Source organism: Marinimicrobium sp. UBA4509, from assembly GCF_002388575.1.
GTDB lineage: Bacteria > Pseudomonadota > Gammaproteobacteria > Pseudomonadales > Cellvibrionaceae > Marinimicrobium > Marinimicrobium koreense.
Genome location: NZ_DGMV01000022.1, coordinates 41,646 through 46,327, shown reverse-complemented (window position 1 = coordinate 46,327; position 4,682 = coordinate 41,646). Strand labels below are relative to the sequence as shown.

Genomic DNA, 4,682 nt, shown 5'->3' with positions numbered 1-4,682 from the left:
AGGGATGGGTTTACGGCGTGTCCTGAAACGGTGTTCCCCCTTCCCGGCCCGGACGTTACGATTCCACCGAAATTTCACAAACTAAAACCACATACAACCAATAACAAGCAACGGAAAACAGGTGAGAGACTATGCGACGGTTGATTAACCGCTGCGTGATGATGGTGGCCATACTGGTGATAGCTGGGCCACTGCAGGCAGACGACCACTACCCGGCGGAGCTGGTGAAAATTTATGTTCCGTCTTCACCCGGTGGATCCAGCGATGCCATTGCCCGGGTGTTTGCCAAACACTTTGAGCAGGTGACCGGCAGCGCCGTGGCCATCGTCAACCAGACCGGCGGTGGCGGCGTCATCGCCGCGCACTCCGTCGCGCGCTCCAAACCCAACGGCGGCACCCTGCTGCTCTACCACACCGCCCTGCACGTCTCCCACGCCCTTGGGCGTTCACCTTATCAATACAAAGACTTTACCCCACTGGCCACCCTCAGCATGGTCAACGACGTCTATGCCGTGCGCGCCGATGCGCCCTATAAAACCCTGCAAGAACTGCTCGACTACACCCGCACGCACGAAGGCAAAATCACCGTGGGCTCACAGTTCGGTGCCACCACCCAGATCAAGGGCCAGGCGCTGACCCAGTTGTATCCCGAAGGCTTCCGGGTGGTGGACTCGGGCAGCGAATCCAAACGGATTACCGCCCTGCTGGGTGAGAAAGTGGACCTGATCAGTATGAGCGTTGCGAGCGCACTACAGTTCGAGCGCAATGGCGATGTGCGCATTCTCGGGGTCATGAACAACACCCCGGACGCCTTCGCGCCAGATTGGCCCACCGCCCCCAGCCAGGGAGTGCCCGCGCATCTGCCACAAGTGTTTGCCGTTTACGGTCCGGCCGAACTACCGCAACCGATCATCGATCAGTTCGACAGAATCATGGCCGGGATTCAGCAGGACCTCGCCTATCAAGAGGCAATCAGGAAGGTGCGCCAGAGTCCCGAATACCGGAACCACAAAGACGCGGCCATTTTTCTGGCCGACGAGTACCGGTTTATTGAAAAAGTGGTGAACCCATGAGCCGGTCCTTCACTGAGCGTCTGAATGCGGTGCACACCGACCGCTGGTTTGGCCTCGCCACCATCGGCTGCTCCGGTCTGCTGTATAGCATTTTCTGGCAGGACACTTTGAAGCCCACCCTGGGCGATCCGGGACCGACCTTGCTGCCCGGATTGATCGCCGTACTGCTGACCCTGATGGGGTTGATTCTACTCATCAGACCTCCGACGGACCGCGAACCAGCAGAGGAAACGGATACCGCTGGGACCTTTCGGCCCTGGCGCGGCGCTTTTTCCATTGTCGCGGTCCTCGCCTACGCGTGGGTACTGCCCAATCTAGGCTACGCGGTCAGCACCGCGGTCTTCTTTGCCCTGAGTACCTGGCTGCTCGGTCGACTGTCATTGAAGGCCGGCGTGCAGTGTTGCCTCATTGCGATTCTGGTCGCCGTTGCCACTCACTATCTGCTCGCCTCGGTACTGAACGTCAGCTTACCCGAGGGGGAATGGCTCTACGCATTGAAAGGAGTGCTTTATGATTGAGCTGTTCGCTGCCGGTGTCTGGGAACTGTTGCAGCCCCAGGTACTGATCGTGCTGTTTCTGGCCTGTATCGTCGGCCTGGTGATTGGGGCTCTGCCCGGGCTTAACGCCACCATGGCGGTGGCGATCATTTTGCCCCTGACCTTCAGCTTCAACGCTCACCTGGGAATGGCGACTCTGGTGGCCGTGTATATCGGTGGTATCTGTGGCGGACTGGTATCGGCCATTCTGCTGCGGATTCCGGGCACCCCTTCATCGGTGGCCACCACCTTTGACGGCTACCCGCTCGCCCAACAGGGGCAGGCGGTCAAAGCCTTGGGCACCGCCATGCTCGCCTCCTACGCCGGGGGCATGTTCAGCCTGCTGGTGCTGGTCATGTTTGCCCCGATGGTGGCGCGCCTGGCGATCAATTTCGGCCCCGCCGAGTACTTTGCCCTATCGGTCATGGCGCTGACCATGGTAGCCGCGCTGGCCGGCAAGAGTCTGGTCAAGGGCGCGATCACCGCGCTGTTGGGTATGGCGTTCAGCATGGTGGGCATGGCGCCCATTGATGGCACCCCGCGTTTTACTTTTGGGGAAATCAACCTCTGGGCCGGGATCGGGCTGGTACCATTCATGATCGGCCTGTTTGCGATCTCCCAGGTACTGCGTGAACTGTTTCGGGAAACACCCCGGCCCAAGGTGGATATGACCATCAAAGGCGTGGGCGTCACCCTCAAAGAAATCAGGCGCAACCTGGTCAATGTGTTCCGCTCATCCGGCATCGGTGTGGGCATTGGCGTGCTGCCGGGGATCGGCGGCGCGGCCTCGAACATGATCGCCTACGCCACCGCCCGCCAGAGCTCGAAAAACCCGGACAGTTTTGGCAAAGGCAATGTCGACGGCGTCTGGGCGTCCGAGTCGGCGGGCAATGCCAGTATCGGCGGCGCGCTGCTGCCACTGATCACCCTGGGGATTCCCGGCGATGGAGTCACCGCCATCATCATCGGCGGCTTCATGATTCACGGATTGCAGCCGGGCCCCCTGCTGTTTACCGACAATCCCGACATCGTCGGTATCATCTACGCCGCTTTCTTTATTGCCTGCACCCTGACATTGCTGTTCCAGTTGGCGACCCTGAGAATTTTCCCTCGGGTGCTGTTGATGCCGCGCCGCTATTTACTGCCCGCCATTACCGTCCTGGCGGTGGTGGGCGCCTACGCGGCGGACAATAACCCGTTTGATATTGGCGTAATGCTCGCTTTCGGGGTGCTGGGTTTTGTTCTGGAAAAATACCGCTACCCGCTCAGCCCCATGGTGCTCGGCTTTATCCTCGGACCCATTCTGGAAACCAACCTGCGCCGGGCCCTGATGCTCACCGACGGCCAGGTATTACCCATGGTGACCCAACCGGTGGCCGCCGGCTTTCTGGTGGTTGCTCTGGCCATTCTGATTATTTCACTTATCCCACACATTCGTCGCAAACAGGTGTCAACATGAAACTGACCGGACAGGCTTTTATCGGTGCCACCCGGGTCGCGGGACAGGGCGATGCTCTGCAGGCCATCGACCCGGCCAACAACACACCCCTCGACCCGGTGTACGCCAGCAACCAAACGCGGGACGTCGACCGCGCCTGCGAGCTCGCGCAGCAAGCGTTCAGACCTTACCGTAAAACCGACTCAGAGACACGCGCCCGTTTTCTGGAGACCATCGCAGAGAACATTCTCGAACTCGGTGACGCCCTGATCGAGCGGGCGATGGCCGAAACCGGCTTACCCCGGCCGAGACTGGAAGGCGAGCGGGGTCGCGCCGTCAACCAGTTGAAACTGTTTGCCGAGGTGCTGCGCAAAGGCCTTTGGCTCGGCATTGAGCATGATCCGGCACTTGGGGAACGCACCCCGCCGCGCCCGGACCTGCGCTCGCGCAATATTCCCGTGGGCCCGGTGGTCGTATTCGGTGCGAGCAATTTCCCGCTGGCGTTTTCGGTCGCCGGCGGTGACACCGCCTCGGCACTGGCCGCCGGTTGCCCGGTGATCGTCAAGGCCCACCCGGCTCACCCCGGCACCTCGGAGCTGGTCGGACAGGCCCTTCAGCGGGCCGTTCAACAATGCGGTCTGGACGAAGGCGTGTTCTCCATGCTGTTCGATGCCGGTCACAACGTCGGCGCCGCGCTGGTAAGCCATCCGGCCATCAAAGCGGTCGGGTTCACCGGATCGCGCAAGGGCGGAACGGCCCTAATGGCCATTGCCGCCGCGCGTCCGGAGCCCATCCCGGTGTATGCGGAAATGAGCAGTATCAACCCGCTGTTTCTGCTCACGGATGCGCTGGAAGCCGACCCCGAGGCTCTGGCCGAACAGTATGTGGATTCCCTGCAGATGGGCGCGGGGCAGTTCTGCACCAACCCGGGCCTGCTGATTGCCCGCACTGGCCCGGCACTGGATCGCTTTATTGTCCGGGCCACTGAAAAGCTGCAGGGCTCCCAGGGGCAGACCATGCTGACCCCGGGCATCGCCCAGGCGTACAACTCCGGTCTTACGTCTCTGGCTGAGCAGCCGGGGGTGGAGCTGATTGCCCGCGCGCCCGACGTTCAGAACCCCAACCAATGTCAGAGCGCCCTGCTCGGTACGCGGGCAGAGCAGTTTCTGACACAGCCGGAACTTCAATCAGAAGTGTTTGGTTCAGCGGCCTTGTTGGTGCAATGTGACAGCGATGCACAGATGCTGGCCATCGCCGAAGGATTGGAAGGACAACTGACGGCGGGACTGCACTTGACCGATCAAACCGATAGTGCATTGGCGGCCGAGCTGATCGACCGGCTGGAAACCAAGGCCGGTCGATTGCTGATCAATGGTTTTCCTACCGGAGTCGAGGTGTGCAGCGCCATGGTGCACGGCGGTCCCTATCCCGCCACCTCGGACGGGCGCACCACTTCAGTGGGCACCCGGGCGATTAACCGTTTTCTGCGGCCGGTTTGTTATCAGAATTTTCCGGAGGCTCTGTTGCCGCTTGAACTTCGGGGTGTTTAACGTCGAATGGGTCGGGACGTTCCTACGCATTGGCGCGAAGCGTGATCCGACACCACACAGCTGTTCTTGTCGGATTACGCTTCGC

At 60.9% G+C, this 4,682-nt stretch carries 4 protein-coding genes; all 4 read left to right on the top strand.

All coding sequences use genetic code 11. The annotated features are described in order from the left end of the window. Positions 1-131: 131 nt before the first annotated feature. From B3520_RS02545 to B3520_RS02530, 4 genes are read left to right on the top strand one after another with little or no spacing between them, the layout of a single operon-like run. The gene (locus B3520_RS02545; RefSeq protein ID WP_286805358.1) at positions 132-1,073 is read left to right on the top strand and encodes a tripartite tricarboxylate transporter substrate binding protein; all 942 of its coding nucleotides are present in this window, start codon (positions 132-134) and stop codon (positions 1,071-1,073) included. Next, positions 1,070-1,591 (top strand): tripartite tricarboxylate transporter TctB family protein, encoded by a 522-nt coding sequence (locus tag B3520_RS02540; protein WP_286805357.1) that lies wholly within the window; start codon positions 1,070-1,072, stop codon positions 1,589-1,591. The genes B3520_RS02545 and B3520_RS02540 overlap by 4 nt, the downstream gene beginning before the upstream one ends. Next, positions 1,584-3,068, top strand: a complete 1,485-nt coding sequence (locus B3520_RS02535) for a tripartite tricarboxylate transporter permease (RefSeq protein WP_123638033.1) — start codon at positions 1,584-1,586, stop codon at positions 3,066-3,068. The genes B3520_RS02540 and B3520_RS02535 overlap by 8 nt, the downstream gene beginning before the upstream one ends. Continuing rightward, positions 3,065-4,597 (top strand): aldehyde dehydrogenase (NADP(+)), encoded by a 1,533-nt coding sequence (locus B3520_RS02530; protein WP_286805353.1) that lies wholly within the window; start codon positions 3,065-3,067, stop codon positions 4,595-4,597. Before B3520_RS02535 ends, B3520_RS02530 begins: the two co-directional genes overlap by 4 nt. Positions 4,598-4,682 lie beyond the last annotated feature (85 nt).